This is a genomic window from Mycobacterium sp. NPDC050041 (assembly GCF_049541695.1).
Taxonomy (GTDB): Bacteria; Actinomycetota; Actinomycetes; order Mycobacteriales; family Mycobacteriaceae; genus Mycobacterium.
This window is the reverse complement of the sequence record NZ_JBMVDG010000003.1, coordinates 313,291-339,323: the sequence shown is the minus strand read 5'-3', so window position 1 is coordinate 339,323 and position 26,033 is coordinate 313,291. Positions and strand designations below refer to the sequence as shown.

General features: G+C 70.0%; 29 protein-coding genes. 16 read left to right on the top strand and 13 right to left on the bottom strand.

Going from position 1 to position 26,033, the window contains the following annotated elements:
* Nucleotides 1-208 precede the first annotated feature (208 nt).
* A complete protein-coding gene (locus ACPCHZ_RS12055; protein WP_423484968.1) occupies nucleotides 209-523 on the top strand; it encodes a PASTA domain-containing protein in 315 nt (104 codons plus the stop codon).
* A gap of 19 nt (nucleotides 524-542) precedes the next feature.
* Here ACPCHZ_RS12055 and ACPCHZ_RS12050 read toward each other — a convergent pair whose 3' ends face one another.
* Complete coding sequence (locus tag ACPCHZ_RS12050) at nucleotides 543-950, bottom strand: SufE family protein (protein WP_423485365.1); 408 nt, start codon at nucleotides 948-950, stop codon at nucleotides 543-545.
* 14 nt (nucleotides 951-964) lie between these two features.
* Nucleotides 965-1,852, bottom strand: a complete 888-nt coding sequence (locus ACPCHZ_RS12045) for a sulfurtransferase (RefSeq protein WP_423484967.1) — start codon at nucleotides 1,850-1,852, stop codon at nucleotides 965-967.
* Nucleotides 1,853-1,922: 70 nt separating this feature from the next.
* On the opposite strand from ACPCHZ_RS12045, the gene ACPCHZ_RS12040 reads away from it, so the two are divergent.
* The gene (locus tag ACPCHZ_RS12040) at nucleotides 1,923-2,642 is read left to right on the top strand and encodes a DUF6199 family natural product biosynthesis protein (protein ID WP_423484966.1); all 720 of its coding nucleotides are present in this window, start codon (nucleotides 1,923-1,925) and stop codon (nucleotides 2,640-2,642) included.
* Nucleotides 2,643-2,644: 2 nt separating this feature from the next.
* The gene (locus ACPCHZ_RS12035; RefSeq protein ID WP_423484965.1) at nucleotides 2,645-3,385 is read left to right on the top strand and encodes a DUF6199 family natural product biosynthesis protein; all 741 of its coding nucleotides are present in this window, start codon (nucleotides 2,645-2,647) and stop codon (nucleotides 3,383-3,385) included.
* A 3-nt stretch (nucleotides 3,386-3,388) separates the two neighbouring features.
* On the opposite strand, the gene ACPCHZ_RS12030 is transcribed toward ACPCHZ_RS12035, so the two are convergent.
* Genes ACPCHZ_RS12030 through ACPCHZ_RS12020 form a run of 3 tightly spaced genes read right to left on the bottom strand, consistent with a single transcriptional unit; the run spans nucleotide 3,389 to nucleotide 5,996 of the window.
* Complete coding sequence (locus ACPCHZ_RS12030; protein ID WP_423484964.1) at nucleotides 3,389-4,006, bottom strand: Maf family protein; 618 nt, start codon at nucleotides 4,004-4,006, stop codon at nucleotides 3,389-3,391.
* Between the two features lie 42 nt (nucleotides 4,007-4,048).
* Nucleotides 4,049-4,327 (bottom strand): acyl-CoA carboxylase subunit epsilon, encoded by a 279-nt coding sequence (locus ACPCHZ_RS12025; RefSeq protein WP_423484963.1) that lies wholly within the window; start codon nucleotides 4,325-4,327, stop codon nucleotides 4,049-4,051.
* Between the two features lie 19 nt (nucleotides 4,328-4,346).
* A complete protein-coding gene (locus tag ACPCHZ_RS12020) occupies nucleotides 4,347-5,996 on the bottom strand; it encodes an acyl-CoA carboxylase subunit beta (RefSeq protein WP_364971978.1) in 1,650 nt (549 codons plus the stop codon).
* A 393-nt stretch (nucleotides 5,997-6,389) separates the two neighbouring features.
* Between ACPCHZ_RS12020 and ACPCHZ_RS12015 the strand changes: the two genes are divergently transcribed.
* The gene (locus ACPCHZ_RS12015) at nucleotides 6,390-7,880 is read left to right on the top strand and encodes a sugar transferase (protein ID WP_423484962.1); all 1,491 of its coding nucleotides are present in this window, start codon (nucleotides 6,390-6,392) and stop codon (nucleotides 7,878-7,880) included.
* Here ACPCHZ_RS12015 and ACPCHZ_RS12010 read toward each other — a convergent pair.
* Nucleotides 7,874-8,434, bottom strand: a complete 561-nt coding sequence (locus ACPCHZ_RS12010; protein WP_423484961.1) for a hypothetical protein — start codon at nucleotides 8,432-8,434, stop codon at nucleotides 7,874-7,876. The genes ACPCHZ_RS12015 and ACPCHZ_RS12010 overlap by 7 nt on opposite strands.
* A 150-nt stretch (nucleotides 8,435-8,584) precedes the next feature.
* Here ACPCHZ_RS12010 and ACPCHZ_RS12005 point away from each other — a divergent pair, with 150 nt between their 5' ends.
* Nucleotides 8,585-9,406, top strand: coding sequence for a biotin--[acetyl-CoA-carboxylase] ligase (locus ACPCHZ_RS12005; RefSeq protein ID WP_423484960.1), 822 nt, complete (start codon nucleotides 8,585-8,587; stop codon nucleotides 9,404-9,406).
* A 9-nt stretch (nucleotides 9,407-9,415) separates the two neighbouring features.
* On the top strand, nucleotides 9,416-9,934 hold the full coding sequence (locus ACPCHZ_RS12000; RefSeq protein ID WP_364971971.1) for a PH domain-containing protein: 519 nt from the start codon (nucleotides 9,416-9,418) through the stop codon (nucleotides 9,932-9,934).
* Here ACPCHZ_RS12000 and ACPCHZ_RS11995 read toward each other — a convergent pair.
* Nucleotides 9,889-10,602, bottom strand: coding sequence for a GtrA family protein (locus tag ACPCHZ_RS11995; protein WP_423484959.1), 714 nt, complete (start codon nucleotides 10,600-10,602; stop codon nucleotides 9,889-9,891). The genes ACPCHZ_RS12000 and ACPCHZ_RS11995 overlap by 46 nt on opposite strands.
* Before the next feature lie 101 nt (nucleotides 10,603-10,703).
* Here ACPCHZ_RS11995 and ACPCHZ_RS11990 point away from each other — a divergent pair, with 101 nt between their 5' ends.
* The 3 genes from ACPCHZ_RS11990 to ACPCHZ_RS11980 are packed head-to-tail and all read left to right on the top strand — an operon-like array spanning nucleotide 10,704 to nucleotide 13,648.
* A complete protein-coding gene (locus ACPCHZ_RS11990) occupies nucleotides 10,704-11,891 on the top strand; it encodes a 5-(carboxyamino)imidazole ribonucleotide synthase (RefSeq protein ID WP_423485364.1) in 1,188 nt (395 codons plus the stop codon).
* Nucleotides 11,888-12,442, top strand: a complete 555-nt coding sequence (gene purE / locus ACPCHZ_RS11985; RefSeq protein ID WP_423485363.1) for a 5-(carboxyamino)imidazole ribonucleotide mutase — start codon at nucleotides 11,888-11,890, stop codon at nucleotides 12,440-12,442. Before ACPCHZ_RS11990 ends, purE begins: the two co-directional genes overlap by 4 nt.
* A gap of 39 nt (nucleotides 12,443-12,481) precedes the next feature.
* Complete coding sequence (locus ACPCHZ_RS11980) at nucleotides 12,482-13,648, top strand: acyl-CoA dehydrogenase (protein ID WP_423484958.1); 1,167 nt, start codon at nucleotides 12,482-12,484, stop codon at nucleotides 13,646-13,648.
* 7 nt (nucleotides 13,649-13,655) lie between these two features.
* Here ACPCHZ_RS11980 and ACPCHZ_RS11975 read toward each other — a convergent pair whose 3' ends face one another.
* Together ACPCHZ_RS11975 and ACPCHZ_RS11970 are read right to left on the bottom strand one after the other, a co-directional pair.
* The gene (locus ACPCHZ_RS11975) at nucleotides 13,656-14,360 is read right to left on the bottom strand and encodes a TIGR03089 family protein (RefSeq protein WP_423484957.1); all 705 of its coding nucleotides are present in this window, start codon (nucleotides 14,358-14,360) and stop codon (nucleotides 13,656-13,658) included.
* Between the two features lies 1 nt (nucleotide 14,361).
* On the bottom strand, nucleotides 14,362-15,843 hold the full coding sequence (locus tag ACPCHZ_RS11970; RefSeq protein ID WP_423484956.1) for an LCP family protein: 1,482 nt from the start codon (nucleotides 15,841-15,843) through the stop codon (nucleotides 14,362-14,364).
* Between the two features lie 79 nt (nucleotides 15,844-15,922).
* On the opposite strand from ACPCHZ_RS11970, the gene rfbD reads away from it, so the two are divergent.
* From rfbD to ACPCHZ_RS11955, 3 genes are read left to right on the top strand one after another with little or no spacing between them, the layout of a single operon-like run.
* Nucleotides 15,923-16,777 (top strand): dTDP-4-dehydrorhamnose reductase, encoded by an 855-nt coding sequence (gene rfbD / locus ACPCHZ_RS11965; RefSeq protein WP_423484955.1) that lies wholly within the window; start codon nucleotides 15,923-15,925, stop codon nucleotides 16,775-16,777.
* Nucleotides 16,778-16,815: 38 nt separating this feature from the next.
* Nucleotides 16,816-17,700, top strand: a complete 885-nt coding sequence (locus tag ACPCHZ_RS11960) for a glycosyltransferase family 2 protein (protein WP_423484954.1) — start codon at nucleotides 16,816-16,818, stop codon at nucleotides 17,698-17,700.
* Between the two features lie 13 nt (nucleotides 17,701-17,713).
* Nucleotides 17,714-18,793 (top strand): NDP-sugar synthase, encoded by a 1,080-nt coding sequence (locus ACPCHZ_RS11955; protein WP_364973663.1) that lies wholly within the window; start codon nucleotides 17,714-17,716, stop codon nucleotides 18,791-18,793.
* Nucleotides 18,794-18,837: 44 nt separating this feature from the next.
* Here the strand turns inward: ACPCHZ_RS11955 and ACPCHZ_RS11950 are convergent, their stop codons facing one another.
* From ACPCHZ_RS11950 to cofD, 3 genes are read right to left on the bottom strand one after another with little or no spacing between them, the layout of a single operon-like run.
* Entirely contained in the window at nucleotides 18,838-19,389 is a 552-nt protein-coding gene (locus ACPCHZ_RS11950; RefSeq protein ID WP_423484953.1) for an NUDIX hydrolase, read from the bottom strand.
* Nucleotides 19,386-20,726 carry a coenzyme F420-0:L-glutamate ligase gene (locus tag ACPCHZ_RS11945; protein WP_423484952.1) on the bottom strand — a complete coding sequence of 447 codons (1,341 nt, stop codon included), beginning with the start codon at nucleotides 20,724-20,726 and terminating at the stop codon, nucleotides 19,386-19,388. Before ACPCHZ_RS11945 ends, ACPCHZ_RS11950 begins: the two co-directional genes overlap by 4 nt.
* Entirely contained in the window at nucleotides 20,723-21,721 is a 999-nt protein-coding gene (gene cofD, locus ACPCHZ_RS11940; protein WP_423484951.1) for a 2-phospho-L-lactate transferase, read from the bottom strand. Before cofD ends, ACPCHZ_RS11945 begins: the two co-directional genes overlap by 4 nt.
* Before the next feature lie 447 nt (nucleotides 21,722-22,168).
* Between cofD and ACPCHZ_RS11935 the strand changes: the two genes are divergently transcribed.
* Nucleotides 22,169-22,435, top strand: coding sequence for a WhiB family transcriptional regulator (locus tag ACPCHZ_RS11935; protein ID WP_364973661.1), 267 nt, complete (start codon nucleotides 22,169-22,171; stop codon nucleotides 22,433-22,435).
* 24 nt (nucleotides 22,436-22,459) lie between these two features.
* Here the strand turns inward: ACPCHZ_RS11935 and ACPCHZ_RS11930 are convergent, their stop codons facing one another.
* Nucleotides 22,460-22,882: a metallopeptidase family protein gene (locus ACPCHZ_RS11930; protein WP_423485362.1), complete on the bottom strand. Its 423-nt coding sequence runs from the start codon at nucleotides 22,880-22,882 to the stop codon at nucleotides 22,460-22,462.
* A 132-nt stretch (nucleotides 22,883-23,014) separates the two neighbouring features.
* On the opposite strand from ACPCHZ_RS11930, the gene ACPCHZ_RS11925 reads away from it, so the two are divergent.
* The 3 genes from ACPCHZ_RS11925 (at nucleotide 23,015) to ACPCHZ_RS11915 (ending at nucleotide 26,030) form a co-directional block, all read left to right on the top strand.
* Complete coding sequence (locus ACPCHZ_RS11925; RefSeq protein ID WP_364971937.1) at nucleotides 23,015-23,434, top strand: DUF3499 domain-containing protein; 420 nt, start codon at nucleotides 23,015-23,017, stop codon at nucleotides 23,432-23,434.
* 107 nt (nucleotides 23,435-23,541) lie between these two features.
* On the top strand, nucleotides 23,542-24,945 hold the full coding sequence (locus tag ACPCHZ_RS11920) for a phosphomannomutase/phosphoglucomutase (protein WP_423484950.1): 1,404 nt from the start codon (nucleotides 23,542-23,544) through the stop codon (nucleotides 24,943-24,945).
* Entirely contained in the window at nucleotides 24,942-26,030 is a 1,089-nt protein-coding gene (locus tag ACPCHZ_RS11915) for a TobH protein (RefSeq protein ID WP_423484949.1), read from the top strand. The genes ACPCHZ_RS11920 and ACPCHZ_RS11915 overlap by 4 nt, the downstream gene beginning before the upstream one ends.
* The last annotated feature ends 3 nt before the right edge of the window (nucleotides 26,031-26,033 follow it).

The following is a 26,033-nucleotide window of genomic DNA, read 5'->3' as shown; positions in this document are numbered from 1 at the left end:
TTTAAGCGCCGCACCTGAGGTCTCGGCCAGCCGGTGTCCGTTACTGGCAAGTAGGTTCGATCGCGGTGACGGACGGCCCGGCTATCGCCACCGGGCGACATCGCGGGAAATGACGGCTCGCGAACAGGGCGTTGACCGACAGGCAGTTGCTGTAACCTCGTTCCCGGGCGGGGCGAAGGGGAAGTTCATGCGGAACAAGCGAGTGCACATGATCAACATGACCTCGATGATCTTGATTGCTGCAGCCGCCATCGCGGCGCCGACCGCAACGGCGCAGGAACCGCCGGAGATGCCCGATGTCATGGACATGACCCTCGACGAGGCCCGGGCAGAGGTCATAGCGGCCTCCGGCAATCCTGATCTGGTCGTCAACACCCAGAACATCAAGGGCGTCGACCAGGCGCACCTCGTCGACAAGTTCTGGAAGGTTTGCTGGCAGTCGCCAGAAGCGGGTGAGCCGATGTCAGAAGACGCCTGGTACGGGGTGGGCATCGCCCGAGCCGGCGACGAGTGCTACGGCTAGCTGAAGCACCGAACTGACGTCAGCCTCTTAGCCGGTTCTTGATCCGGGCCAGCATGGCCGACATGCCACGCAGCCTCAGCGGGCTGATCAGTGCGGCCAGACCCAGGTCGGAGTAGAAGTCGTCGGGCACGGCGAGGATCTCCTCGGCGGGCAGGTCGTCGAGCCCGGTGGCCAGGATCGAGGCGAAGCCGCGGGTGGTCGGCGCCTCGCGCGGCGCACTGAAGTACAGCCGCACGTGCTCCCGGTCGCCGGCGTCGACGTGCAGGAACAACGGGGACTGGCACTCCGGGACGGGTTCCATCGCGGCCTGCTCCAGGCCGGCCGGCAGCGGCGGCAGGTCGTCGGCGAACTCCAGCAGCAGCCGCAGCTTGTCCTGCCCCTGCACCTCCTGGAAGTCCGAGACGACCTCGGCGAGGGCGGCCGGCATCCCGGCGGCCGGACTCACGGCGCCTCGCCGGGCTCTTCCCCGACGGCAACGGGCACGCGCACCGCATTGCCCCATTCGGTCCACGAACCGTCGTAATTCCGCACGCCGGGCAGCCCGAGCAGATGGGTCAGCACGAACCACGTGTGGCTGCTGCGCTCACCGATGCGGCAATACACGACCGTCTTGTCGGCCTCCTGCAGGAATCCGTAGAGCTCTTCGAGTTCGGGGCGCTTGCGGAACCGTCCGCTGTCGTCGGCGGCCTTGGCCCACGGGATCGACCGGGCGGTGGGGATGTGCCCGCCGCGCAGGGCGCCCTCCTCCGGGTAGTCGGGCATGTGGGTGCGTTCACCGGTGTACTCCGCAGGAGACCGCACGTCGATGAGCGGCTGGGAGCCGAGGATGCCGAGCACGTCGTCCTTGAACGCCCGGATCGGCGCGTCGTCCCGCTCGACGACGGGGTAGCCGCTGGAGCGCCGGTTGGGCACGTCGAGTGTGGTGTCGCGGCCGTCGGAGACCCACAGGTCGCGCCCGCCGTCCAGGAGCCGGACGTCCGGGTGGCCGAACAGGGTGAACACCCACAGCGCGTAGGCCGCCCACCAGTTGCTCTTGTCGCCGTAGATGACGACGGTGTCGTCGCGCGCGATCCCCTTGCGGTCCATCAGTTCGGCGAACTGCGCGCCGTCGATGTAGTCGCGCACGTTCGGATCGTTGAGGTCGGTGTGCCAATCGATCTTCACCGCACCGGGGATGTGACCGGTGTCGTAGAGCAGCACATCCTCGTCGGATTCCACGATGGCCAGGCCCGGCCTTCCGAGATTGCTCGCCAGCCAATCGGAGGTGACGAGGCGTTCGGGGTGGGCGTAGTCCTGCAGCGCGGGGCTGGGATCTGGTGGGAGCGGCACGTCAGCGAGCCTACCGCCGCCCCCGGAATTGCTGCGCTGAGTGGCCGGTCGGCGACTTTAGGATTTTCGGGTGGCACTCGGAATCATGGTCCTGCTGATCGGGGTACCGATCGGCGTGTGGCTGTTCCGCAATCCCGACAAGCTGTGGTGGGCCACCGAGTCGTGGAAGTACAAGAACCCCGAAGCCAACGAACCGAGCGAGGCCGCTTACGGCATGTCCTCGCTCACCGGGATCCTCCTCATCGTCGCGTCGGTCATCGTCGCGCTGCTCGCGTTCACCAGCGGCGGCTCGAACGGCGACGACGCGTCTTCGCGGCCGGCCACGACGACCACCGAGCGCACCCCGCCCCCGCGGGCCGCGTTGACGTCAGGTCCGCAGTCGCGTGGGGCGCTGCCCATCGTCGGCTACCGGCTGACCCGGGAGGGCGGCGCCACCTTCCTCGACATGTCCTATCTCGTTCCTGCGGGATCGGCGCCGGTGGCCGGCGGCTTCAACTTCTTCTCCGAGCAGGGGTGTGAGGTCATGCGGCAGGTCCGCGGCATCAACACCGACCGGATCACCGCCGATCTACAGCTCGGCTGGACGCCGGGGTTGAAGGCCACACTCGCCGGCGAGGCGACGTGTCGCGTGACCGACGCCTGGTCGCCCGACGTCGCGACCGTCCGCATCGGCGAGATCAGGCCGGACGCCACGATCGTCACCAACAGCGCCGTCGTCCGTCCCGACGGCACCGTGCTGGTGCCTGTGGCCCCCGGCAATCCCGTCCCGCTCCTCGCCGGGGTGCAGTAGCCGTGGGATTCGCAATCCTGCTGATGCTGATCGGCGTCCCGATCGGCCTGTTCATGCTGCTGCAGCCGCGAAAGATGTGGTGGCTCTTCGAGTCGTGGAAGTTCCGCAATCCCGAGGCCAACGAGCCCAGCGATGCCGCCTACCTGATGACGGCGCTCGGCGGGCTTGCCCTGATCGCCGGAGTGGTGTTCGGCGGGATCATGTTCTGGTCGGCGGACAGCGAGTACAAGAGCGTGATCGCCCAGCAGGAGGCCGACAAGCGGGCCCGCGAGGACCGGCAGGCGGCTATCGATGCCTACGTCGCCCCGCCCCCGGAGAATCGTGGATCCCTGCCGGTCATCGGTTACACGGTCAGACAGACCCCGCGGGGCGAATTCTACGACCTCTACTACCTGGCGCCGCGCGACATCTATCCCGCCAGCGGCAAGTACATCGACGACAAGAACCTCTGGGCCTGCCTGCACAGCGTCGCGGTCCGGAACTCGGAAACGGATGCGCTGCCGTTGAATCCGCGGGTGGAGTGGGCACCGGAACGGCCGCCGTTCGATGGCGAGTTCGACAAGTGCAGCGCCGGCCGCGTGACCGAGCCCGGCTTCACCGTCGAGCGACAGTTCTTCAAGCGCCCTGATCCGGCGGTGCCGATCGTCACCGACTCGGCCATCGTCGACGTGAAGGGCGAGATCCTCGCGCCGGCAAAGCCGGGCAACGTCGTACCCCGGCTCGACGCGGAACCGAAGCGATGACCGCTACCAGAGTGCGGTGACGGGGACCCCGACGCGGTCGAGTAGCCGGCGGGTCAGCGGCAGGCTGACGCCGATCACGTTCGACGGGTCGCCCTCGATGCGATCGACGAACCACCCGCCGTACCCGTCGAGGGTGAATGCGCCTGCCACGCCCAGTGGTTCGCCGGTGCCGACGTAGGCGTCCAGATCGGCCTCGTTCGGGGTTGCGAAATGCACTGTTGTAGAACGTGATTCGACAGCTTTCTGGACGGTCTCGCCGTCGCGGACCCGGAGCACGGCATGGCCGGTGTGCAGCGCGCCGGCGCGGCCCGCCATCGCATGCCACTGCAGGCGGGCGGCATCCGCTGTGCCCGGCTTGCCGTGCAGGCGTCCGTCGAGGGCGAGCATCGAATCGCAGCCGATGACCACGCAGTCCGCCGCGACGTCGCCGGGAAGGCGGCCCACCACGTCGTCCGCCTTGGCGTCGGCGAGTGCGCACACCACATCCGCCGGGGCGGCCGGACCCAGCGAGGCGATCACGGCGTCCTCGTCCACGCCCGAGACGATCACCAGCGGGTCGAGGCCGGCCTGACGCAGTATGCCCAGCCGGCCCACCGACGCCGAACCCAGGACCACCCGCATCAAGCGCTCATCAGTGCTCGATGTTCTTCGCGCAAGCGCTCATCAGCGCCTCATGTGGGTCCGTTGCAAGAGGGTGACCCGCTGCCAGCTGAAGACCGGGTAGCGCAGCTTGTCGACCGGGTGACCCCACGGGTTGAGCTCCTGCGGACCGTGTTCGGCCGGGGCGCCCGAGGCGCCGGCGAGCACGGTCACCAGGGCCGCGATCTCCGCCTCGGTCGGCGAGCCCTTGACGACATGGAACTCCGGGGCGGCCGGCGCAGGCTGATCGATCGTCATCTGCCGGGGATCGCTGACCTCGGTGATGTCGGCATCGTGGTTCATGCGCTCGCCTTCCTGGGCCTCACAGCGGGATGTTGCCGTGCTTGCGCGGCGGGGTCTGGGTGATCTTGCGCTCCAGCAGCCGCAGCGCAGTGGCGACGTAGCCGCGGGTGTGCGACGGCGGGATGACCGCGTCGACATAGCCGCGCTCGGCGGCGATGTACGGGTTCACCAGAGTGTCCTCGTACTCCTGCTGCAGTTGCAGTCGCAGGGCGTCCACGTCGTCACCCGCTTTGGCGGCTTCCTTGAGCTGCTGGCGGTAGACGAAGCCGACGGCGCCGGAGGCGCCCATCACCGCGATCTGGGCCGTCGGCCAGGCGACGTTGACGTCGGCGCCCATCTCCTTGGACCCCATCACGCAGTACGCGCCGCCGTAGGCCTTGCGCGTGATGACGGTGATCTTGGCGACCGTCGCCTCGCCGTAGGCGTACAACAGCTTCGCGCCGCGGCGGATGATGCCGTTGAACTCCTGGTCGGTGCCCGGCAGGAAGCCCGGTACGTCCACCAGCATGATGATCGGGATGTTGAAGCAGTCGCAGGTGCGAATGAACCGCGCGGCCTTCTCCGAGGCGTTGATGTCCAGGCAGCCGGCGAACTGAGTGGGCTGATTGGCGACGATGCCGACCGGCCGGCCGTCCACCCGGCCGAATCCGACGATGATGTTCGTCGCGTAGCCGGACTGCACCTCGAGGAACTCGTCCTCGTCGAGGATCCGGGTGATCACCTCGTGCATGTCGTACGGCTGGTTCGGCGAATCCGGGATCAGCGTGTCGAGTTCGAGGTCCTCGTCGGTGAGGGTCTCCTCGATGGGGCCCGACGGGTTCGGCGACGGGTACCGCGGCGGATCGGCGTAGTTGTTGGGCGGCAGGTACGAGAGCAGGTCACGGACGTAGTCGAAGGCGTCCTGCTCGCCGGAGGCGACGTAGTGCGCCAGCCCGGACTTGGCCATGTGGGTGTGCGCGCCGCCGAGCTCCTCCATCGTCACCTCCTCGCCGGTGACGGTCTTGATGACGTCCGGTCCGGTGATGAACATCTGGCTGGTCTGGTCGACCATGATGACGAAGTCGGTCAGCGCGGGGGAGTAGACGTGTCCGCCCGCTGCCGCGCCCATAATCAGCGAGATCTGCGGGATCACTCCGGACGCCTTGATGTTGTTGTGGAAGATCTTGCTGTACAAGCCGAGCGAGACGACGCCCTCCTGGATGCGGGCACCGGCGCCGTCGTTGATGCCGATCAGGGGGCGGCCCGTCTTGATCGCAAGCTCCTGCACCTTGACGATCTTCTCGCCGTAGACCTCGCCGAGGCTGCCGCCGAACACGGTGGCGTCCTGGCTGAACACACACACGTCGCGCCCGTCGACCGTGCCGTATCCGGTCACCACGCCGTCGCCGACCGGCCGGTTCTGCTGCAGGCCGAAGTTGGTGCTGCGGTGCTTGGCGAGTGCGTCGAGCTCGACGAAGGAGTCCTCGTCCAGGAGCGCCAGGATCCGCTCGCGGGCGGTCAGCTTGCCCTTGGCGTGCACCTTCTCTATCGCGGCCTCCCCGACGGGATGCAGCGTCTCGTCGGTGCGCTTCTTCAGATCGGCCAGCTTGCCTGCGGTGGTATGGATGTCCGGCTCGTGCTCGGCGGACCCGTCCGTGGGCGTCTGGGAAGGCTCGGTAACGCTCGTCATGGGTGTCGATGCTATCGGCACGTCCTGGGCCCGCGACGGCCCCATTGGACCGAGAACCGAGCGGCGATCCGTAACCTGAGCTATGGCGACATATCAATCATTTGCTAGATCTGCACGTTGACGACATGTTGGGTGGTCACGGCGCTGCCCGCCACAAGCCAGGGGTCGACGAGGAGATCACGCCGGTGCACGGCACGATGCCAGGGCTATTGCAGCTTCCGTACCCGTTAGTTCAGGTTTACGCAGTGGGGGCGGCACATCGACGCCGACGAGCACGTTGGCCGCAGTAAGTGATCTAGGTAACACGGCGGTGTGGTTGGTTGGCAGACAACTCAGACTGTGTAACTATTAGCCAGTATTGCGAGTGGCGAATAGAAAAGGCGATTCTGGCCGATGAGTTTTCAGACCGTGACGTCTGTCTCCGCTGCCCCCGGCATCACCGCGGCGGCACGGCCCGGCCTGCGCGAATGGCAGGTGCACTACGCCCGTTGGCTGATGTCGTCGGACGCGCTGATCGTGATCGGTGTCGTCGCCATGGCCCAGATGCTCCGATTCGGCGACCTGACCGCGACCAGCCTGGCCGGCCTCGGCTCGATCGACTACATCCTGGTCTCGGCGTCCATCGCGGCGCTGTGGATCGCGGCGCTGACCGTGCACCGCACCCGGTCGGTCCAGATCCTGGGTAGCGGCATCGAGGAGTACCGCCGGGTCTGGATGGCGACGCTGTCGGTGTTCGGCGTGATCGCCGTCGCCACCACCCTGCTGCGGATCGAGATCGCCCGCGGGTACCTCGCGATCGCGTTCCCGCTCGGTCTGCTCGCGCTCACCGTGAGCAGATGGCTCTCGCGCCGGTTCGTGGTGCGGCACCGGCGGCGTGGGGCATTCATGCACACCGTCCTCGCGGTCGGTCGGCCGGATTCCGTTCGGGCCCTGGCGAAGTCGTTGGCCCGGGCCCCCAGCGACGGCTACCGCCTCGTCGGCGTCTGTGTGCCCGGCCAGATGGCGCGTGACACCCTGCACATCCCGCCGGACGGTCCGGTGCCCGCCTATCCGTACGACACGGACATCGCCACGGCGGTCGCCATGTCCGGCGCCGACACCGTCGTGCTGACCTCCGGACACCTCGATGCCGACGGCATCCGCGACCTGTCGTGGCAGCTCGAGAAGCTCGACGTCGACCTGGTGGTCTCGCCCGGCATGGCCGACGTCGCGAGTCCCCGGCTCACCGTCCGCCTGGTGGGCGGCCTGCCGCTGCTGCACGTCGACAAACCGCGCTACGACGGCGCCAAGCGGTTCCAGAAGCGGGCGTTCGACGTCTGCTTCGCGCTGACCGTGCTGGCGCTCACCTCGCCGGTGCTGCTGGCGGCGGCCGTGGCCGTGAAGGCGACCAGCCGCGGGCCGGTGCTGTACCGGTCCGAACGCATCGGCATCGACGGCAAGCCGTTCAAGATGATCAAGTTCCGCAGCATGGTGGTCGACGCCGATCGGCGGCTGGCCGACATCGCCCACCTCAACGAGGGCGGCGCGATGCTGTTCAAGATCCGCCACGACCCGCGTGTCACCGGCGTCGGACGCTTCCTGCGCCGCTACAGCCTCGACGAGCTACCCCAGTTCATCAACGTCCTCACCGGCGAGATGAGCGTGGTCGGCCCGCGGCCCCCGCTGCGCAGCGAGGTCGAGACCTACGACGACCACGTCAAGCGCCGGCTGCTGGTGCGACCGGGGATCACCGGACTGTGGCAGGTGAGCGGGCGCTCCGACCTGTCATGGGAGGACTCGGTGCGGCTCGACCTCTCGTACGTCGAGAACTGGTCGATGCTCGGCGACCTCGCGATCGCGATGAAGACGGCCAGCGCGGTGTTCCGCGCGACCGGCGCCTACTGAACGGGCGTCGTCCAGGTCGCTTTGGTCGCACTGTCGAGCGTGAAGGTGACGGACGTCAGCACCGCCCTGAACCCCGCAGGGAACATGACCCAGCCTGTGGCGCACTGACCGGCGGTGAGCGTCGACGCGGTGGGATACAACTCATCGGGGAAGCCGACCTCGGTCAAGGTGCTGGCGTTGTACACGACGCCTGCGGCGTCGGTGGCGCTCCACTCCGACGATCCGACGTCGACCCGGCTCGACGGGTCACCCTTGGCGCACGTGCGGACACGGGTGCCGGCCCAGTGACCGCCGCCCGGCGGCATGATCGTCGGCGCGCTGTCCTGGTTGATCTCGTCGGCCGTCACCTCGATTTCGGCACCCTCCGGACCGAGGGTGAGGGCGGTGCCCAGGGGCTGCGGCCGGGACGGGTCAGTGGCCGTCGTGGTCGTCGCTTCGGCGCTCGTCGCGGTCGCAACGGCCTGCTCCTTGGGCGGCAGCACGTAACCGGCCTCGTCGGTGCAGCCCCCGACGACGAGAACGAGAGCGCCGAGCCCGACGAGAGACCGCTTCATGATCGTTGTTTACCAGATCATTTGTCAAAATGGCAAACGTCCACGACGATAACAGCATTCGGCATGATGGCTGCGAACGCAATGTTGCTGTCTCGCGCCGTTGAGGTACCCCGCCCGGATGCGTGAGGCCCGGAGCTCTAGCCTGAGCCCGTGGGCATCGACGAGCGACCGGCACTCGACGCGGACTTTCTGCGCAGCGGCCTGACCGCGCTGCCGTGGACCAGACTCGACGTCGTCGAGGAGACGGGCTCCACCAACGCCGATCTGCTGGCCAGGTCCGCCGCGGGAGAGGACATCGCCGGTGCGGTGCTGATCGCCGAGCATCAGAGCGCCGGGCGTGGCAGGCACGGCCGCCGGTGGTCCGCACCGCCGCGCTCGCAGCTGGCGCTGTCGGTGGGCGTGGATGTGAGCGACGTGGCCCCCGACGCGTGGGGATGGCTGCCGCTGGCCGCAGGGGTGGCGGTCGTCGACGCCGTGGCGGAGATCGCGGGTGTGGCCGCGGGCCTGAAGTGGCCCAACGACGTGCAGGTCGGTCCGCAGGACGCGCCGGGCAAGCTGGCGGGCATCCTGGCCGAGGTCGCCGCGCCCGCGCGGACGGTGGTGGTCGGACTGGGGATCAACGCGACGATGACCGTCGAGGAGGCGCCCGATCCGGTGGCCGTCTCGCTGGCGATGCTCGGGGTCGATCCCGTCGACCGGGACGGGCTGGCCGCCGCGGTGCTACGCCACCTCGCGGAGGTGAGCACCCGCTGGCGCCGCGCCCACGGCCGGGACGACGCGCTGGCCGCCGCCTACCGCGCCCGCAGCCGCACCCTGGGCAGCCGGGTGCGCGCGACGCTGCCCGGTGACCGCACCGTCGAAGGCGTGGCCGAGGGCATCGACGGTGTGGGACGTCTGCAGATCAGGACGCCCGGTGACCTGGCCACCGTGTCCGCGGGCGACATCACCCACCTGCGGCCGCTCGAGTCGTAGAGTGCTGCCGTGGGCTACCCGGAGAACGTGCTGGCCAACGACGAGCAGGTGGTGCTGCATCGGCACCCGCACTGGAAGCGGCTGATCGGACCGGTGCTGGTGCTGCTGCTGGCGACGGCGGTGGCTGCCTTCGGTGCGGGCTACGTCAACACCCTCGGCTGGGACCCCACCGCCAAGACGGTCGTGCTGGGTGTCATCGCCGCGATCTGGGCGGTGCTCATCGGCTGGCTGACGGTGTGGCCGTTCCTGAACTGGTGGACGACACACTTCGTGATCACCGACCGGCGGGTGATGTTCCGGCACGGCGTGCTCACCCGCTCCGGCATCGACATCCCGCTCGCGCGGATCAACAGTGTCGAGTTCCGGCACGGACTGCTCGACCGGATTCTGCGCACCGGGACGCTGATCATCGAGTCGGCGGCTCAGGATCCCCTGGAGTTCCACGACATTCCCCGCGTGGAGCGGGTGCACTCACTGCTGTATCACGAGGTCTTCGACACCCTCGGTTCCGAGGAGTCGCCCAGCTGACCACGCCGGGTGCGCCGGCGAAGCGGCGTGACCGTGCCGTCGGCGGCGGTGCCGTGGGACCGTAGACCGGTCCCGGCGCCCTTGCCGAGGCGTCCCTGCTCCTGGTGCTCGTGGTGGTCCTCCATCGCCTCGGCGAAACCGCCGCCGGTGAGGGTGGACTCCAGCGCCCGTTCCGGGTTGCGCCCGAACTCGTCGGGGAACACCCACCGGCGGAACGCCCAGAACCGGAACGCCATCTGCAGCAGATTGCCGATGATGTAGGCCGAGACGAAGTCGGCGATGTTCTCGATGGTCAGCGACACCTCGGGCACCCGCAGGCCCAGCACGTAGCTGGAGAAGTACAGCGGCGCCATGCTCAGCAGCACACCGACCCCGCTGACCCCGAAGAACAGCAGCGCTTCATGGTGGCGCTCGCGGCCACCCCGGTCGCGGAAGCTCCATTCCCGGTTGAGGATGTACGACGCGATCACCGCGACGATGCCGGCGATGATCTTGGCGGTCACCGGCTTGGGTTCCAGGATCGTCAGCTTGAGCGTGAAGAAGATCGCCGAGTCGATGATGAACGTCGTGGCACCGACGATGGCGAACTTGATCAGTTCGTGGTGCTGCTCGGCGTAGGGACGGATCGGCCCCGGAAGGCGCTTGATCGTCGCATCGGCAAAGGACACAAGGAGGCAGTCTACGTAACGGCCCGTGACGACGCGGAATCCGCGGTTGCGCCCCAGGTCAGAGCGCTGGGCGTGGTCGTGACACGATAGGCGTCGTGCCGATGAATTCCTCCTCGCCGCCCGTCGTGGCCATGATCGGCGGGGGTCAGCTGGCCCGGATGACCCATCAGGCGGCAATCGCGCTCGGTCAGTCCCTGCGCGTGCTGGCCACCGGTCCGGACGAGCCCGCCGCCCAGGTCACCCCGGACGTGGTGCTCGGCTCCCACACCGATCTCGACGCGCTGCGCCGGGCGGCCGTAGGGGCCACCGCGCTGACCTTCGACCATGAGCACGTCCCGACCGAACTGCTCGACACGCTGGTTCGCGAGGGCGTCAACGTGGCGCCGCCGCCCACCGCGCTGGTGCATGCGCAGGACAAGCTGGTGATGCGCCGACGGCTCGAGGCGCTCGGCGCGCCGATACCCCGGTACACGGCGCTGGCGTCGGTCGACGACGTCGACGCCTTCTCCCGCGCCGTCGGTGGGCCGGTGGTGATCAAGACGGTGCGCGGCGGCTACGACGGACGCGGGGTGGTGCTGGCCCGAGACGCCGGGCACGCCCGCGAGGTGGTGGCCGGATACCTGGCCGACGGGGTGGCCGTGCTGGCCGAGGAGCGGGTGCAGATGCGGCGCGAACTCGCCGCGCTGGTGGCCCGTTCGCCCTTCGGGCAGGGGGCGGCGTGGCCGGTGGTGGAAACCGTGCAGCGCGACGGCATCTGCGTGACGGTGATCGCCCCCGCCACCGGTTTGTCCGACGAAATCGGTTCGGCCGCACAGCAACTGGCGTTGAACCTGGCGTCGGAGCTCGGCGTGGTGGGAGTGCTCGCCGTTGAACTCTTCGAGACCGACGACGGCGGGCTGCTGGTCAACGAGCTGGCGATGCGTCCGCACAACTCGGGGCACTGGACCATGGACGGCGCACGGACCAGCCAGTTCGAGCAGCATGTGCGGGCCGTGCTGGACTATCCGCTCGGCGACACCGGTCTGCTCACCCCGGTGACGGTGATGGCCAACGTCCTCGGCGCCGCGCAGACACCGGCGATGGCCATGGACGAACGGCTGCACCACCTGTTCGCGCGGGTGCCCGACGCCAAGGTGCACCTGTACGGCAAGGCCGAGCGGCCCGGCCGCAAGATCGGGCACGTCAACATCCCCGGGCGCGACGTGGAGTACCTCCGCGAGCGTGCCGAACGGGCGGCACACTGGCTGTCGCACGCCGAATGGACCGACGGATGGGACCCGCACAGATGAGTTCCGGAGCACCAGAGGGCAGGAGCGAAGCGACCCGGGAAGCAGCACCGGCGCCGCGAGTCGGCGTGATCATGGGCAGCGACAGCGACTGGTCGGTGATGGCCGACGCCGCCGAGGCGCTCGCCGAGTTCGAGGTGCCCTTCGAGGTCGGCGTGGTGTCGGCACACCGCACACCCGGCCGGATGCTCGACTACGCGCGCACCGCCGCCGACCGGGGGATCGAGGTGATCATCGCCGGCGCAGGCGGTGCCGCCCATCTGGCCGGCATGGTGGCCTCGGCGACGCCGCTGCCCGTCATCGGGGTGCCGGTGCCGCTGGCCCGGCTCGACGGGCTGGACTCGCTGCTGTCGATCGTGCAGATGCCTGCGGGCGTACCGGTGGCCACGGTGTCGATCGGTGGAGCGCGCAATGCCGGCCTGCTGGCGGTGCGGATCCTCGGTGCCGGAGACACGGCGCTGCGCGAGCGGATGACCGCGTTCCAGGCCGACCTCGAGCAGATGGTGCTCGACAAGGACGCCGCGCTGCGGGACCGGTTGCTGGGCGACGGCTGACAGCGGGTAAAGTTACCGACGAGTAGCTAGGAGGCCGTGATGGCTCAGTGGGCCGGTAATCAGTCGTTCGACGTGTTCCAGTTGCCTGAGGAACATCAGGAGTTGCGCGCTGCGATTCGCGCGCTCGCCGAGAAGGAGATCGCGCCGCACGCCGCCGAGGTGGACGAGCAGTCGCGCTTCCCCGAGGAGGCCCTGCAGGCGTTGAACGCCTCGGGTTTCAATGCCGTGCACGTGCCCGAGGAGTACGGCGGTCAGGGTGCGGATTCGGTGGCGGCGTGCATCGTGATCGAGGAGGTCGCCCGGGTCGACGCGTCGGCGTCGCTGATCCCGGCGGTGAACAAGCTGGGCACGATGGGGCTGATCCTGCGCGGCTCGGAGGATCTCAAGAAGAAGGTGCTCTCCGACCTGGTCGATGGGGCGATGGCGTCGTATGCGCTCTCGGAGCGCGAGGCCGGCAGTGACGCGGCGGGCATGCGGACCCGCGCCAAGGCCGACGGTGAGGACTGGATTCTCAACGGCACCAAGGCGTGGATCACCAACGGCGGCAAGTCCGACTGGTACACCGTGATGGCGGTGACCGATCCGGACAAGGGCGCCAACGGTATCTCGGCGTTCGTGGTGCACCTCGATGACGAGGGTTTCAGCGTCGGGCCCAAGGAGAAGAAGCTCGGCATCAAGGGCTCGCCGACCACCGAGTTGTACTTCGAGAACTGCCGCATCCCCGGTGACCGGATCATCGGTGAGCCGGGCACCGGCTTCAAGACCGCGCTGGCCACTCTGGACCACACCCGCCCGACGATCGGTGCGCAGGCCGTGGGCATTGCGCAGGGCGCATTGGACGCCGCGATCGCCTATACCAAGGATCGCAAGCAGTTCGGCCGTCCGGTGAGTGACAACCAGGGTGTGCAGTTCATGCTCGCCGACATGGCGATGAAGGTCGAGGCCGCCCGGCTGATGGTCTACAGCGCCGCGGCGCGCGCCGAGCGCGGGGAGCCGGCGCTGGGCTTCATCTCCGCGGCGTCGAAGTGCTTCGCCTCCGATGTCGCGATGGAGGTCACCACCGATGCCGTGCAGTTGTTCGGTGGCGCCGGTTACACCATCGACTTCCCGGTGGAGCGGATGATGCGCGACGCCAAGATCACCCAGATCTACGAGGGCACCAACCAGATCCAGCGCGTCGTGATGTCACGCGCACTGCTGAAGTAGCTCCGGCTCAGCCGCGGGTGACCTTCTCCATCTCGCGGCGGCGCGGCAGTTGCGCGGCTTCGGCGTTCGTCACCTGAACAAGCGACCCGCCGGCGGCGAACACCGCGAGCAGGTGGTCGACGAGGTCGTCGGCGGTCCGCCAGCCGTGGGTCGACAGCACCCGGTCGGTGGCCGTGAGGCCCTGTGCGGTAGCGGATTCGCGAGCCGCGGCGACCACGTCGGCGGCGGACCGGCCGGTCAGTGCCGGGCCCGGAACGCGTTCGGGAACGATCTGATCGCCGTGCACGCGCACCGCGGTGGCATAGTCGGTGATGCCGACGGGCAGGTCGGGAACCGGCTTGCCGAACGGATCAAGAGACAGCACGGCGATCTCGCCGACGCCGACCGCGTCGTCCGCCTCGGGCAGCCGGTCGAGGGTGCACAGCGCGACATCGGCCTCACCGTCGAGCACCACCTCGGCGCCGATCCACCACACACCGAACAGCACGGCCGCGGTCTGCCAGTGGGCGGGCAGCAGCACCGCCACCCGGCTGCCCGGTCCGGCGCCCAACTCGTCGCGCAACAGATTGGCGGTCTTGGCCGCCCAGTTGGCCAGGGTCACCGCGGACAGCTCGATGCGCTCGCCGGTGGCGTCGTCGTAGTAGGTGATGCGCGGCCCGACGGGGTCCGCCGTCAGCAGCGGGTCGAGCAACGCACCGGACACGGTGGTCATGTCAGTTGACGCACTCCGGGTCGTCGGAGCCCGCGGTGATCACCGGCGCAGGCGGCGGGGGCGCCGCGGTCGACTCGTCGGTCGAGCCGGTGGCCGTCGGGTCGGCGGCCAGCAGGGCGGGGTCGGCGCCGTCGAGACCCGAACCGGGGCCGGTGTAGTCGCCGGCCAGCACCACGCGCACCGCGCCGGACGGCACCGAGGCGTCCTCGACGACCGGCAGCCCGCCGAGGTCCTTGGCGACGGCCTGCGCGCCGAGGTCGTCGGCCTTGGCGGCCTGCACCTGGCTGCCGGTCACCTGGACGCCCTGCTCGTGGTTCCCGGTGGGCCCGGGCGTGAATCCCTTGTCCGCCAACACTCCCGAGACGGCGGCCGCGAGCCCGTTGATGTCGGTCGCGTTGACCACCTCCGCGGTGGTCTTGCTCGGCGTGTACGCCAGCTCCTCGGTCTTGCCCTCGTCCTGGTCGTGCAGCAGGCTCGACACCCACTCCTGCACCTGAACCGGGTCCACCCGCACGACGCTCTGCATGCCGTCGTCGCTCCAGCCGTCCTCGCGCAGCACGGGGATGGTGGCGAACGCGACGTTGCCCGCCGCCAGCTTCTGCAGCTGGTCGACGAAATCCATGATGTCCCAGCCGTCGGAGAGCACCACGGAGCGCTGCACCGCGGCTTCGAGCCGGCTCAGCGTGGCGGGGCTGGACAGCGTCTTGCTGGAGATCACCTCGTGGGCGAGCGACGCCATCACCGCCTGCTGACGGGTCACCCGGTCGAGGTCACCGCGCGGCAGGTCGTGGCGCTGCCGCACGAAGCTCAGCGCCTGCGGGCCGTTGAGCTTCTGCCAGCCGGCGGGGAAGTCGGCTCCCGAAAGCGGTTCGTAGACAGCGTCTTTGAGGCACACGTCGACGCCGCCGAGGGCGTCGGTGATCAACGAGAAACCGAGCAGCCCGATCTCGGCGTAATGGTCGACGGTGACTCCGGTGAGGTTGGCGACGGTCTTGATCAGCGCCTCGCGACCGTCTTCGACGGCCTGCTTCTCGGCCTCTGCCGGGTCCATGCCCTCGACCTCGACGAGCTGCTTGAGCGTGTCGAACCTGGCCTCGCCGTAGACGCCGTTGATCTTGGTCTTGTACATCCCCGGCGTCTCGACGTAGGAGTCGCGGGGGATCGAGATCGCGGTGGCCGACTCGCCGCTGTTGGGAATGCGGATCAAGATGATCGTGTCGGTGTTGGTCGCGACGTCGTCACCCGCCCGCAGCGTGGCGAGCTCATCGGCCGACAGTGGGTTGCCGTGGGCGTCGGTACGGCTGTCCGAGCCCACCAGCAGCACGTCGATGGCGCCGTCCTCGCCGCCCCCGCCCAGAGTGGCCGAGCTGATGTGGTTGATGCCCGACTCGAACGACCGGATCCGGCTCCACGCCACACCCGTCCCCAGCACCACCGCCAGCGCGGTGGTCACGGCGACAGCACGAAGCACACGGGCGGGCATCAGCCCAGGTTACTTGCGAGTGGCGCTCCAACGGGGTAGCGCTCGTCGGCGTGCCAGTCGCCGTGTCAGACTCGCCGCCATGAAGCAGCGCATCGTGATCACCGGGGCCGGTGGCCTCCTCGGCACCGTTCTTCCAGGTCAGGCGAGGCAGCAGGGATACCATGTGGCGGCGCTGACGTCTGCCCAATGGGACATCACCGACCCCGCCGCCGCCGAGCGCGTCGTGCGGGCCGGCGACGTGGTGATCAACTGTGCGGCTTACACCAAGGTGGACGCCGCCGAGTCCGAGCCCGGGCGCGCCCACGAGGTCAATGCCATCGCTCCCGGCCACGTCGCCCGGGCGTGCGCGGCCGTAGGCGCCGGCCTGGTGCACGTCTCCACCGACTACGTCTTCGGCGGCGACCGCCGCGAGCCCTACGAGATCGACGACGAGACCGGCCCGCTGAGTGTCTACGGCCGCACGAAGCTGGTGGGGGAGCACGCGGTACTCGAGGCGCTGCCGTCCGCCCACGTGGTCCGCACCGCGTGGGTCTACCGGGGCGCGGTGGGCGGCACCGACTTCGTCGCGGTGATGCGGCGCCTGGCGGACGGTGACGGCGCCGTCGACGTGGTGGCCGACCAGGTCGGGACCCCCACCTACGTCGGCGACCTGGCCGCGGCGCTGCTGCAGGTCGTGGGCGGGAAAGTGGCCCCAGGGGTGCTGCACGCGGCGAACGGCGGTGAGGCCAGTCGCTTCGAACAAGCGCGGGCGGTGTTCGAGATCGTCGGCGCGGATCCGGAGCGGGTCCGTCCCGTCGGCACCGACCGGCACCCGCGGCCCGCGCCCCGGCCGGCGTACACCGCCCTGTCCGCCGTGCGGTCCGCGCAGGCCGGACTGACACCGCTGCGGCCGTGGCGGGAGGCGCTGACCAGCGCGCTGAACGAGGCACCCTGAGCGCCCGGTTACCCTCTACGCCGTGATGGTGATGTCACGTGGGTGACGAACTGGTGGTGGTGACGGTGACGTATTCACCGGGCCCGCACCTCGACCGGTTCCTGGCGTCCTTAGCGCACGCGACGGATCGCCCGGTCACGGTGGTGATGTCGGACAACGGTTCGACCGACGGGTCGCCCGAGGAGGCGCTGCAGCGGTATCCGAACACCCGCCTGCTGCGCACCGGCGGCAACCTCGGGTACGGCAGCGCGGTGAACCGCGCCGTCTCCGAGTACCTACGCGACGCCGACTCGTCGCGCGACCCGGAGTTCTTCGTCGTCGCCAATCCCGACGTGCAATGGGGCCCGCACTCGATCGACACCCTGCTCGACGCGGCGGCCAGGTGGCCGCGGGCGGGCGCGCTCGGACCGCTGATCAACGATCCGGACGGCACGGTCTATCCGTCGGCGCGGCATCAGCCGAGCATCGTCCGCGGCGGCATGCATGCGGTGGTCGGCCCGTTCTGGAAGTCGAACCCGTGGACGGCGGCCTACCGGCAGGATCGCCAGGAGCCCAGCGAACGCGTCGTCGGCTGGTTGTCCGGGGCGTGCCTGTTGCTGCGCAGGTCCGCCTTCGACGATGTGTCGGGCTTCGACGAGCGCTACTTCATGTACATGGAGGACGTCGACCTGGGTGATCGCCTCTCGAAGGCGGGCTGGCAGAACGTGTACGTGCCGTCGGCGGAGGTGTTGCACCACAAGGGTCATTCCACCGGCCGCGACCCGGCCCGCAACTTGGCCGCACATCATCGCAGCACCTACACTTTCCTCGCTGACCGATACCCGAGGTGGTGGCAGGCCCCGTTGCGCGGGGCGTTCCGGGGAGCCCTCGCCGTGCGCGCAGGATTGGTGGTCAGGAAGTCGCGGCGAGGGGAAGGGCACTAGCGTGGCGAATCCGCTGAACCCGGCCGAGGTGGACGCGGTCGTCCTGGTGGGCGGCCAGGGCACCCGGCTGCGACCGCTGACGCTCTCGGCGCCCAAGCCGATGCTGCCGACGGCAGGCCTGCCCTTCCTGACCCACCTGCTGTCGCGCATCGCCGCAGCCGGTGTCGAGCACGTGGTGCTGGGTACCTCCTACAAGGCCAAGGTGTTCGAGGCGGAGTTCGGTGACGGCTCCGAGCTCGGCCTGCAGATCGACTACGTCACCGAGGCCGAGCCGCTGGGCACCGGTGGCGGCATCGCCAACGTCGCGGGCAAGCTGCGTCACGACACCGCGATGGTGTTCAACGGCGACGTGCTGTCGGGCGCGGACCTGGGCGCGCTGCTGAACTCCCACGCCGAGCGGGAGGCCGACGTCACGCTGCACCTGGTGCGCGTCGGTGATCCGCGGGCCTTCGGGTGTGTGCCCACCGACACCGACGGCGTCGTGACGGCCTTCCTGGAGAAGACGCAGGATCCGCCGACCGATCAGATCAACGCCGGGTGCTACGTGTTCCGGCGCGAGGTGATCGAGCAGCGGATCCCCGCTGGGCGCGCGCTGTCGGTGGAGCGCGAGGTGTTCCCCGCGCTGCTGTCCGACGGGCTGAAGGTGTGCGGCTACGTCGACGCGACCTACTGGCGGGACATGGGCACGCCCGAGGACTTCGTGCGCGGGTCGGCCGACCTGGTGCGCGGCATCGCGCCGTCGCCGGCGCTGGGCGGTCACCGGGGCGAGTCGCTGGTGCACGACGGCGCCGCGGTGGCGCCCGGCGCGCTGCTGATCGGCGGCACGGTGGTCGGTCGGGGCGCCGAGATCGGGGCGGGCGCCCGGTTGGACGGTGCGGTGATCTTCGACGGTGTCCGGGTCGAGGCCGGATCGGTGGTCGAGCGGTCGATCCTGGGCTTCGGCGTCCGGATCGGGCCCCGCGCACTCATCCGGGATGCGGTGATCGGCGACGGCGCCGACATCGGCGCCCGTTGCGAACTGCTGCGCGGCGCGCGGGTGTGGCCCGGCGTGGCCATTCCCGACGGCGGCCTGCGCTACTCCACCGACGTCTGACTTCCCCGCGGAACTGCATTCCCGCTCATCGAGGCGTGCGCTTGCTAGCCAGGAACGCCGTTCCGGCGCAGCGCCGCCGCCGCCAGTTGCGCCAGCCCGAAGTCGGTGCCGTCGGGCAGCGCGTCGAGTGCCCACCAGCGCAGGTCGAGTGACTCGCGGCTGACCGCGATCTCGGCGTCGCGCGGCGCGTGCACCACGAACTGCATGTCGAGGTGGCGGGTCGGCACGCCCAGCGAGCAGGTCACCGGGTGCACGTGCAGGGCGGCCAGCGACGGGTCGATGGACAGGTCCGCGATCCCGGACTCCTCGGTCGCCTCACGCAGCGCCGCGGCGACGATGTCGGCGTCGCCGTCCTCGCAGTGCCCGCCGAGCTGCAGCCACCGGCCCACCCGCGGGTGCAGGGTGAGCAGCGTCCGGGTGCCGGTGTGGTCGACGACGAGCGCCGAGGCGGTGATGTGGCCGGGCGCGCAGGACCGCTCACAGGCGTCGGGCCTGGCGGCCAGGAACGCCAGCACCGCGTGCCGCAGGCTGTCCTGGGCGGGGTCGGGTGCCTCCCACCCGGTGAGCACATCGACCGCCGAGGCGTGCACCGTCACCGGCGCACCAGCAGCCCGTCGACGGACGCAGGCGGGCGGGGACCCGCCGGTTCGGCGGCGTAACCGATGGCGATGGCGCCCAACGGTTCCCAGTCGTCGGGCACCTCGAGCTCGTGGCGCACCAGGTCGGCGGCGAAGATGGTGGAGCCGATCCAGCAGCTGCCCACGCCGCGCACCGCGAGGGCGACCAGCAAGGCCTGCACCGCGGCGCCGGCGGCGACGGTGAACATGGTGCGCTCGGCGGCCGTGCGCTGCGCGTCCGGGTAGTCGTGCGCGCCGTCGGGCACCACGAACGGGATCACGAGTTCCGGCGCGTCGTAGAGGATCTGTCCGCGGGCGACGCGCCGTTCGACGGCGTCGGCGGGCATCCCGTCGCCGGTCAGGTCGGCACGCCAGCGGTCCCGCATCCGGTCCAGCACGCGGCGGCGGGTGTCGGCGTCCTGCAGCCACAGGAAACGCACCGGCCGGGTGTGGTGCGGCGCGGGGGCGGTGAGCGCCTCGGCGACCGACGCCTCGATCAGCTCGGGCTCGACCGCGTCGGCGCTGAACTGCCGGACCGATCGGCGCAGCAGCTGGGCCTGGGTGCGGCCGAGGTGCATCGCCTCCTCGGTGCCCAGCCAGAACAGGTCGTCCTCGCCGGGCCGCAGCAGGTCGCGTGCGGTCGACCCGTCGTCGGGCAGAGCCAGCCCGCGCACCACCGCGACGGGGATGCCGGTCAGTTTTCCCTTCACCAGATCCGCCGCCGCCGCGATCTCGTCGGCGACGGCCACCTCGGTGACGAGCAGTTCGTTGCCGTGCACGTCGCGCGCCCCGGCGTAGCCGTGCAGCACGGTCAGTCCCGCTGCGCCGATCGCCGCGTCGGTCTGGCCGTTGCGCCAGGCGCGTCCCATGGTGTCGGTGATGACCACGGCGACGCGTACCCCGAGCCGGTCGGCGAGTCCGGACCGCAGGGCCGCCGCGCTGCCGTCGGGGTCGACGGGCAGCAGGGCGAGCTCCGTCGAGCCGACGTTGGAGCCGTCCACCCCGGCCGCCGCCTGGATCAGGCCGATGGCGTTCTCGGTGATCAGCGTCTTGCCCTTGCGGGCCAGTACCCGCACGGCTTCGTCGTCGATGAGCTTGCGGCGCAGGGCATCCCGTTCCTCCGGGTCGGCAGGCGCGGCGACGATGCGGCCCTCGCACTTGGACACCACCTTGCTGGTGACCACCACGACGTCGCCGTCCCGCAGCCACGGCGCCGTCGCCGCGAGCGCGGCGGCGAGGTCGTCCCCGGTGCGGAATTCCGGCAGCCCGGGCACCGGCAGCAGCTCGACCGCGGCGGCGGATCCGTGCTCGGTCACAGTGTCAGCCCGGCCAGGTCGAGCGCGGCGCGCACCATGTCGGCGGTGGTGGCCGGGTCGGTCATCAGCAGGGGAACGGCCCGCACGTCGACGCCTTCGATCGCGGCGTCGTCACCGGTGTGCACCAGCCAGCCGTCGAGCAGGCCGACACCCGAGCGCGCGCCGAAGTATTTGCCGACGGCTTCGGAGGTGGACTCGACGCCGATCACCGAGAGGCAACGGTCGGCCATGCCGCGCAACGGCTTTCCAGCGATGATCGGGGAGTAGCCGATCACCTTGGCCTGCGTCGAGCGCAGGGCGGCGCGGATGCCTCCGACGGCGAGGATCGGTCCGATGCTCACCACCGGGTTCGACGGCGCCAGGAGCACCACGTCCGCATCGGCGATCGCGTCGGTGACGCCGGGGGCCGCGGTGGCCGCGTCGGCGCCGACGAAGGCGAAGCTGTGCGTCTCCACATTCGCCCGGTAACGCACCCACCATTCCTGGAAGTGGATCGCGCGCCGCTCACCGGCCGCCTCGCCCGGGCCGGGGTCGGTGATCACGACGTGGGTCTCGCTGCGGTCGTCGCTCACCGGCAGCAGGCGCGCGCCCGGCGCCCATCGCACGCACAGCGCCTCGGTGACCTGAGAGAGCGGGTAGCCGGCGCGCAGCATCTGGCTGCGCACCAGGTGGGTGGCCAGATCCCGGTCGCCGAGCCCGAACCAGTCGGGTTGCACGCCGTAGGCCGCCAGTTCCTCCTTGGCATGCCACGTTTCGTCGCGGTGGCCCCAGCCCCTCTCGGGGTCGATGCCGCCGCCCAGGGTGTACATGCAGGTGTCGAGGTCGGGACAGATCCGCACGCCGTGCATCCAGGCGTCGTCGCCGACGTTGACCACGGCGGTCAGTTCATGTCCGGAGGGCTCGCCGGTGGCGAACTGCCCGAGTCCCAGCAGATGCTGCACACCGAGCAGGAAGCGCGCGCCGCCGACTCCGCCGACCAGTACGGTGACCTTCACATCGATCGAGATTAGGCGCTCCCGCTGCCGTCGCCGCGACCGCCTGTGGCCCGCGGTGTGAACGACCAAGATCACAAACGAGACACGCCGACGTCACGGCGCGCCGTATGCCGGTCACGGGATGGTATGAATTTCTGTTCCAGCGCTTGACCCCGGCAGCTAACGCGTGTCTAATCACATCAGTGTCATTCCCGGTTGGCCGGCCGAAATCGGTGTCGCAGACCGAGATTCGATCACTTGTTCGAATTGAATTGGTCGCACATTGCCATCGTGGGGCTCCCAGTGTATCTACGACACCGAGTGAGGAGGCGGGAAATGTCCTTTGAGAGTAGCGATTTCGATCGAGTGGTCCGGTTCGACAACCGGCTGCTCGGCGCTGTCGGCAGCATGCCGCAGATCGATATCATGCAGGCGCCGACGGCGGCCGCAAGCCGGCCGCAATTGAGCCTGGTCCCCGACCAGGCCGACGAATGGGAAGTTGATCCGGCAACTACCGAGGATCAGTGGCAGGAGCGCGCGCTGTGCGCGCAGACCGACCCCGAAGCCTTCTTCCCGGAGAAGGGTGGCTCGACCCGCGAAGCCAAGCGGATCTGCCTGGGCTGCGAGGTGCGCGACGAGTGCCTCGACTACGCGCTGGCCCACGACGAGCGGTTCGGCATCTGGGGCGGCCTCTCCGAACGCGAACGCCGCCGCCTCAAGCGCGGCATCATCTAGTACCGACCTGGCCCGCGACGGGCCTCACTCGTCCTCGATCGTCGGGTCGATGACAGTGGGTTCGACGCCCAGGAATGTGGCCACCTGCGCCACCAGCACCTCATGCAGCAGCTCGGCGAGTTCGTCGGTGTCTTTGGCCCGGCGCTCGATCGGCTTGCGGAACAACACGATTCGCGCCCGGGTGGAGTTACCCCGGACATCGACGCCGGCGGGTATCAACCTCGCCAGCGCAATCGGCCCGTCGGCCACCACCTCCGGCGGCCACTGAACACTCTCGGGATCCTTCGGCGATATCCGTGGGATCTCGTCCACCGCGACGTCGAGTGCGGACACCCGGTCCGCCCAGCGCCGCTCGATCGGCTCGTAGGCCTCCAGCACCGCCATGTCGAATCGCTCGGCGCGGCTGCGCCAACCCGGCACCGACGGCGGCAGCAGCGGGCCGCGCATCTCCCGGCCGCGGCGTGCTCGCCAGCGATTCCGTTCGGCCACGGTCACCGATCGTAACGGTTCGAGATCGGCCGCCCCGATGCTGCGCGTGTCCGGTGCCGCGGGGCGGCGGTGCGCGATAGCCTCTCGATCGTGAACGTTCCCCGTCGCTGCTGCCGGCCCGGGTGCCCTCACTATGCTGTGGCGACGCTGACCTTCGTGTACTCGGACTCCACCGCCGTGGTTGGGCCGCTGGCCACCGTGAGCGAGCCGCATTCCTGGGACTTGTGCGTCGGCCACGCCAGCCGGATCACCGCGCCGCGGGGCTGGGAGCTGGTTCGCCACGCAGGCCCGCTGCCCACCCATCCCGACGAGGACGACCTGGTCGCCCTGGCCGACGCGGTGCGTGAGGGGCGTGAGGTGGCGGCGCCGATGAACGGTGTGGTGGCCGGTTTCTCCGATCCGTCCACCGGGGTCGCAGGCGGTGCGTTGATGGCGCCACCCGCCCGCCGGCCCGATTCGACCGGGCGCCGGCGCGGGCACCTGCGGGTGTTGCCGGACCCCGGCGAGTAGCCCCGAACCCGGCGGCTGCCGGCGGGACGACGAGCCCGGCGATAGCCGCTGATCCGTCATCCCCCGACGGCTAGGCTGGCGCATAAGATCCCGTCACGAGGAGTGCTATGTCCCGGCCGGCTGCGGCGGTTAACCGCGTCATCAAGGCGTATGACGTGCGTGGCCTGGTCGGTGACGAACTCGACGAGGCATTCGTCGCCGACGTCGGCGGTGCCTTCGCCCGGCTGATGGCCGCCGACCCGGCGGTCCACCAGGTGGTGATCGGCTACGACATGCGGGAGAGCTCGCCCACGCTGGCCGCGGCGTTCGCCGACGGCGTGGTGGCCCAGGGTCTCGACGTCACCCGGATCGGCCTGGCGTCCACCGATCAGCTGTACTTCGCCTCCGGTCTGCTCGACTGCCCCGGCGCGATGTTCACCGCCAGCCACAACCCGGCCGCCTACAACGGCATCAAGCTGTGCCGCGCAGGCGCCAAACCCGTCGGCAAGGACACCGGACTGTCGGCGATCGCCGAGGAGGTGATCGCCGGTGTGCCCGCTTCCGACTCGCCGCGCGGCACCATCGCAGACCGCGACGTGCTCGCCGACTACGGCGCATTCCTGCGATCGCTGGTCGACCTGACCGGCGACCGCCCGCTGCGGGTGGCGGTCGACGCGGGCAACGGCATGGCCGGCCACACCGCACCCGCCGTGTTGGGCGCCATCGAGTCGATCACCATGGCGCCGTTGTACTTCGAACTCGACGGCACGTTTCCCAACCACGAGGCGAACCCGCTGGACCCGGCCAATCTCGTCGACCTGCAGGCGCACGTGGTGTCCTCGGGCGCTGACATCGGGTTGGCGTTCGACGGCGACGCCGACCGCTGCTTCGTCGTCGACGAGCTGGGGCGTCCGGTGTCGCCGTCGGCGGTGACCGCCCTGGTGGCCGCGCGTGAGCTGCAGCGCGAGATCGGCGCCACCGTCATCCACAACCTGATCACCTCCCGGGCCGTGCCCGAACTCGTGGTCGAGCGCGGCGGCACCCCGGTGCGCTCCCGGGTGGGGCACTCCTACATCAAGACGCTGATGGCCGAAACCGGTGCGATCTTCGGTGGCGAGCACTCCGCGCACTACTACTTCCGCGACTTCTGGGGCGCCGACTCGGGGATGCTGGCCGCGTTGCACGTGCTCGCCGCGCTCGGTGAGCAGGACCGGCCGCTGTCGGATCTGATGGCCGACTACCAGCGCTACGAGGCCTCCGGCGAGATCAACTTCACCGTCGGCGATGCGGCCGGCTGTGTCGATGCCGTGCTCAAGTCGTTCGGCTCGCGCATCCACTCCATCGACCACCTCGACGGCGTCACCGTCGACCTCGGCAACGGCAACTGGTTCAACCTGCGCACGTCGAACACCGAGCCGTTGCTGCGGCTCAACGTCGAGGCGCGCAGCACCGAGGAGGTCGACGAGGTGGTCGGCGAGGTGTCACGGACGGTCGAGGCTCAGCGCGTCACCGCCGTTGGGGATTCGTCGTGAGAGCCGCCGAGGCTCCCGTGGACCTCGACGACGCCGAGGGGCTGCTGAACGCCGATCGCGACGGGCTGCTCAGGGCCACCGCGATGGCCGGCGCCCAGGTGCGGGCGACCGCGGCCGCCCTCGACGAAGGAGTGCTCGAGCCGCTGCGGTCGGGCCAGCCGCCGCGCACCGTCGTGTGGGTCGCGGGCCGTGGCGCCGCCGAGACGGCGGGAGCGATCCTCGCCGCGACGATGGGACCGTCGGCGGCGGCGCCGGTCGTCGTCACCGCGGAGGTGCCGCCCTGGATCGGTGCGCTCGACGTGATCGTGGTCGCGGGCGACGACGCCGCCGACCCCGCGCTGGTGGCGGCCGCCGCGACCGGTGTCCGCCGTGGCGCGCGGGTGGTGGTCGCCGCCCCCTACGAAGGTCCGCTGCGGGATGCCACCGCAGGCCGGGTGGTCGCACTGGCGCCACGGGTATGGGTGCCCGACGACTTCGGCCTGCCCCGCTACCTCGCGGTCGGGCTGGCCACACTGCACACCGTGGACCCGGGCCTGCCCGCCGATCTCACCGCGCTGGCCGACGAACTCGACGCCGAGGCGCTGCGCAACAGCGCGGGCCGCGACCTGTTCACCAATCCCGCGAAGACACTGGCCGACCGCATCTCCGGACGCGACGTGGTGCTCGCCGGCGACAATGCGTCGACGCTGGCGCTCAGCCGGCACGGCGCGGCCGTACTGCTGCGGGCGGCCGGTGAGGCCGTCGCCGCGGTGGGGCTGGCCGACCTGCTGGTGGGCTTGCGCAGCAGACCGTCCGGTCGCCGCGGGGAGACGTCGTACGAGGGATCGCTGTTCCACGACGAGGAACTCGACGGTCCGCTGCCGCGACGGGTGCGCGCCTTCGTGCTCACCACCGACACAGAGCGCCCGGTGATACTGGCCAGGGTCGCGGGTTTCGACGGCGTCGACGTGGTCAGCGCCGAGGATGTGCCCGACGCCGGTGACGGCGCGGCGAGGGGGGCGAGCAGCCGGCCGGAGCATCAGCTGGCGACGCTGGCCGTGCGACTGGAGATGACGGCTGTGTACCTGAGACTGGTTCGGGGCTAGACA

Coding starts and splice junctions, on each gene's coding strand:
- ACPCHZ_RS12055 (WP_423484968.1), top strand. CDS start 209: ATGATCAACATGACCTCGATGATCTTGATTGCTGCAGCCGCCATCGCG.
- ACPCHZ_RS12050 (WP_423485365.1), bottom strand. CDS start 950: ATGCCGGCCGCCCTCGCCGAGGTCGTCTCGGACTTCCAGGAGGTGCAG.
- ACPCHZ_RS12030 (WP_423484964.1), bottom strand. CDS start 4,006: ATGCGGGTGGTCCTGGGTTCGGCGTCGGTGGGCCGGCTGGGCATACTG.
- ACPCHZ_RS12025 (WP_423484963.1), bottom strand. CDS start 4,327: ATGAACCACGATGCCGACATCACCGAGGTCAGCGATCCCCGGCAGATG.
- ACPCHZ_RS12020 (WP_364971978.1), bottom strand. CDS start 5,996: ATGACGAGCGTTACCGAGCCTTCCCAGACGCCCACGGACGGGTCCGCC.
- ACPCHZ_RS12015 (WP_423484962.1), top strand. CDS start 6,390: ATGAGTTTTCAGACCGTGACGTCTGTCTCCGCTGCCCCCGGCATCACC.
- ACPCHZ_RS12010 (WP_423484961.1), bottom strand. CDS start 8,434: ATGAAGCGGTCTCTCGTCGGGCTCGGCGCTCTCGTTCTCGTCGTCGGG.
- ACPCHZ_RS11990 (WP_423485364.1), top strand. CDS start 10,704: ATGAATTCCTCCTCGCCGCCCGTCGTGGCCATGATCGGCGGGGGTCAG.
- purE (WP_423485363.1), top strand. CDS start 11,888: ATGAGTTCCGGAGCACCAGAGGGCAGGAGCGAAGCGACCCGGGAAGCA.
- ACPCHZ_RS11980 (WP_423484958.1), top strand. CDS start 12,482: ATGGCTCAGTGGGCCGGTAATCAGTCGTTCGACGTGTTCCAGTTGCCT.
- ACPCHZ_RS11975 (WP_423484957.1), bottom strand. CDS start 14,360: ATGACCACCGTGTCCGGTGCGTTGCTCGACCCGCTGCTGACGGCGGAC.
- ACPCHZ_RS11970 (WP_423484956.1), bottom strand. CDS start 15,843: ATGCCCGCCCGTGTGCTTCGTGCTGTCGCCGTGACCACCGCGCTGGCG.
- rfbD (WP_423484955.1), top strand. CDS start 15,923: ATGAAGCAGCGCATCGTGATCACCGGGGCCGGTGGCCTCCTCGGCACC.
- ACPCHZ_RS11930 (WP_423485362.1), bottom strand. CDS start 22,882: ATGCGCGGCCCGCTGCTGCCGCCGTCGGTGCCGGGTTGGCGCAGCCGC.
- ACPCHZ_RS11920 (WP_423484950.1), top strand. CDS start 23,542: ATGTCCCGGCCGGCTGCGGCGGTTAACCGCGTCATCAAGGCGTATGAC.